Consider the following 3,733-nt stretch of genomic DNA (forward strand, 5'->3'; position numbering starts at 1 on the left):
TCCGAAACCAGCGAATTCAGCGCCAGATTGGTCAGCACCTTGTCCCAGGCGGCCTTGAAATCCACCCGGTAGCGATCCATCAGCGTGCGGTCCAGCCGCGCCAGCTGATCCTCGAAATCCGGGCGCTGGCCTTCCTCGCCCAAGACCCATTGGTCTGCGCGCAAGGCATCACCCACTTCCGCCAGCTGCGGGAAGAACCACGCCCAGAACCCTTCATAGGTAAAGGCCGCAGGCACCGTCATCGAGGCCAGATCCGACCCATCGCGCGCCGCAAAGACCGTGGCCGCCGCCGGGCCGGTGCGCTTCACCAGCGCCCAATCCTGCAAACCGCTATCCGCCGCGCCATCCATGATGACCGCATAGGCCTGATCGGCCACCGGCAATTGCACAATCGCCTGACGGGCGCGGCTCACCGTGTCGGTGTCCAGCTCCACCAGCAGCGCGCGGCCCTCGTCCAGCTCCAGCATGGCATCCAGATGCGCCTTCAGGCGGTCGCGCAGATCGGCCTGCGAGGCGCCGGGATAGGCCGCATTCCATTCCGCCGCGAACCAGCCGCGAATGGCGGCATCATCCACCCGCCCCCCCAGCCCGCCCCGCCGCAGATAGACCATGAGCGCGCGCTACCCCCCCGTCGCATCAGTGGCATCGGCCAGGGCGCGCAACTGTTGCTCCACCGACAGCACCAGACGCGGGCGCAGCATGCGTTCCAGCGCGTCGGAATAGCTGGTCGAGGCGGCGGCGCGCAGCCGTTTCAACTGCCCCAGCCCCAGCCCCTCGAAGACCGAGCCGGAGGCCTCGGCGCCATAGCCCATCGGCATGGTGCGCAGATCGTCCAGCAAGGGCACCACCGGCGCGAGGTCAGGATCGGTGACCAGATCGCGCGTCCGCTCCTCGCCCGCCGCGCGGCGATATGCGTCGGTCTCCGCCCCGGCCAGCGCCACCAGCGAGGCATTGCGCCAATAGCTGTAGCCAAAGCCGCCCACCAGCCCCAGCGTCGCCAGCAGGATCAGCGCCGTCGCGCCACCGCGCAGCACCGCATCGCGCCGCACCGCGCCACGGTCATGGCTCACCCAGTCGCGCTCGGCAAAGATCACCTTGCGCAGCAGGTCATGCAGGAAAAAGCTCTTGCCCTTGCCCGACATGAAGCCCGCGCCAAAGGCGCCCGCCCCGCCATCGCTGCGCGCAACCGCGCCCAGCACCTGATCAATCGGCGTGCCTTCCTGCGTGCCCGAGGTGAAATAGAACCCGCGCAGAATGGCGCTGGATTTATAGCGAGTCGGTTCAAACACCCGGCGCAGGAAATCCGCCACCGGATCGCGCAGCATGGCCATCTGCCCCGGCAGGCCGAAAATCGCGATGCGCGAGATGCCGTCGGGTTCCTCGGTCAGCCGGTCGATCACTTCCTCGGACAGGCGCGCCACCAGCTTGTCATATTCGCCCGGCACCGCCTCATGGGTCAGCGCCTTGCGGTCGCGCGCCTGAAAGGTCACGCCCCAGACGCCATTGCGCCGCGCGAGGCTGAAGGTCGAGAAAAACTCGCGGAAGCCCGCGATCAGGTCGCATTTGGTGAACAGCACATAGACCGGGAAATCGACCTTCAGCGCCTCATGCACCTCGGCCAGACGGGCACGCACGATCTCGGCATGGCGGGCGCGGGTCTCGGGGTCGGATTTCATCATGTCCTCGGCCGAAAAGGCCAGGATCACCCCGTTGATCGGCTGTTTCGGACGCGAGCGTTTCAGCAGTTCAAGGAAACTTTTCCAGCTCGCGCTATCGGCCACCGCGTCGCTGTCTTGCGTGGTATAGCGCCCGGCGGTGTCGATCAGGATGGCTTCCTCGGCGAACCACCAATCGCAAAACCGCGTGCCGCCAAAGCCCGCCACGGCGGCGCCCTCTTGCCCCGCCAAGGGGAATTCGATGCCCGAATTGACCAGCGCCGTGGTTTTCCCCGCGCCGGGCGGGCCGATGATCACATACCAGGGCAGATCGTAAAGATAATTCCGCCCGCCGGATTTCTTCAGCGTCTCCAGCGCCTTGCCCATCCGCTCCGACAGCTCGTCGGCGTCACCCGGCGCCTTCACCGGCACCACCGCCGCCTCCAGCCGCCGCGCAGCGCGCCGCCGCAGGATGAACCGCACCAGCCAGATGGTGAAGGCCAGCCCCAGCACGCCCGCAATCAGGCCGACGCGCAGCCACAGCCCCGCCAGCCAATCCACCCCCGTCATCGGCAGGCCGAACCAGATCGCCGCGCAAAGCGCCGCGAGGCCAAGGATCATCAGCACCACGCGGAACCAGCCGCCCTTGGGCATCCGCAAACCAAAGAGTGTCAAAATGTGCCCTCCTTGGCGATCATCACTTCAACCCGGCGGTTCTGCGCCCGGCCCTCCTCGGTCTCGTTCGGGCCAATCGGGTCGGCCTCGCCCTTGCCCTCGGCGGTGATCCGCGTGGGATCGGTCAGGCTGGCCGCCAGCACGTCGCGCACCCCTTCGGCCCGCGCCTGCGACAGATCGAGATTGGTCTTGTATTGCCCGCGCCCCGAGGGCTGCTGGCTATCGGTAAAGCCCCAGACCAGCACCGGCCCCGGCTCGGCATTCAGCACTTCGGCAATGCGCGCCGCCAGATTGGCGAATTCCGGTTTCACATCGGCCTTGCCCGAGGTGAACAGCAAAAGGTTCCCCACCCGGACAAAGATGTAATCGCCCTTGGCCCCCACATCGACCAGCCCCTGCCCGATCTCGGGGGCCAGGGCCTCGCGGATGCGGTCCAGCTGGTCATTCGGGGCGACAAAGGGCGCCACCGGCCCGGCCCGGTCCAGCCCCACCTTCACATCATTGGGGTGCAGCGCATAAAGCGCCGAGGCCGCCGCCGCGCCATCGCGGTTGATCAGCGTGGACAGCGTGCCGAAGAACGCCACCACCAGCGCCGCCGCAATGCCCCCCACCGCCCAGACCGGGATCTGCCCGAAGCGCCGCCGCCCGCCCAAGATGACCGGCAGCCAGCTCACCGAAATATCCTCGGGCGGGCGCGGTTTCACCCGGCGCAATGTCTCGTAGATCGCGGCGCGGATGCGCGCCAGCTGCACGCCGCCATTGGGCGCGGTGCGATACTGCCCCTCGAAGCCCAGCGACAGGCAGGTCAGCATCAGCTCCAGCAGGTTGTGATATTGCGCCGGGGCCTGCATGGCCTTTTCGGCCTCCTGAAAGAAGCCCACCCCGGTCTCGCGGGTCTGGAAGAAGCGCGCCGCCATCGAATATTGAATCCAGATGCCGCGATCGGCGCCGGGCAGGTTCTGCACGATGTCATCCGCCGTGCCACAGAGCAGATATTTCGCCACCATCGCCTCGGCCGGGGCCACACCGGCCTCGCGGGCATGGCGCTCGAACCCGTCGATCTCGCGCGCCACATGTTCCATCAGCGGCGCGGCCTCCATCTCCACCAGCCCGGTGCGCAAGCGGCCAAACAGGATCAAGAGATTGGTCGCCGCCGCGATCAAGGGGTTGCTGGAGCCGCCCTTGCCAAGGCTGGCCGCCTGAAGCGCCTGCCGCAGCGAGATGCGCGGCGCGGCCATCGGCTGCACCGGGGCCTGCGCCTGATGCAGATCGGGGAAGAACCCCTGCGCGCTGGCGGCCTGAAACGGATTGCCAAGCCCCTGCCCAAGCCCGGTGCCAAAGCCCGCGGCGGGGGGCGGCGCGCCATAGGGCTGCGCGGCCATGCCCGGCTGCGGATAGGGCGC

General features: G+C 67.8%; 1 protein-coding gene and 1 pseudogene. Both read right to left on the reverse strand.

Annotated features, from left to right (window positions below; all coding sequences use genetic code 11):
* A pseudogene (gene tssM / locus JNN06_RS06635) lies at positions 1–2,309 on the reverse strand (type VI secretion system membrane subunit TssM); the annotation flags it as partial.
* A gap of 17 nt (positions 2,310–2,326) precedes the next feature.
* Positions 2,327–3,733, reverse strand: a 1,407-nt coding sequence (gene tssL / locus JNN06_RS06640; protein WP_291238808.1) for a type VI secretion system protein TssL, long form, incomplete at its 5' end; no start/stop codon positions are given.

Source organism: Gemmobacter sp. (assembly GCF_016792925.1).
Taxonomy (GTDB): Bacteria; Pseudomonadota; Alphaproteobacteria; order Rhodobacterales; family Rhodobacteraceae; genus Gemmobacter.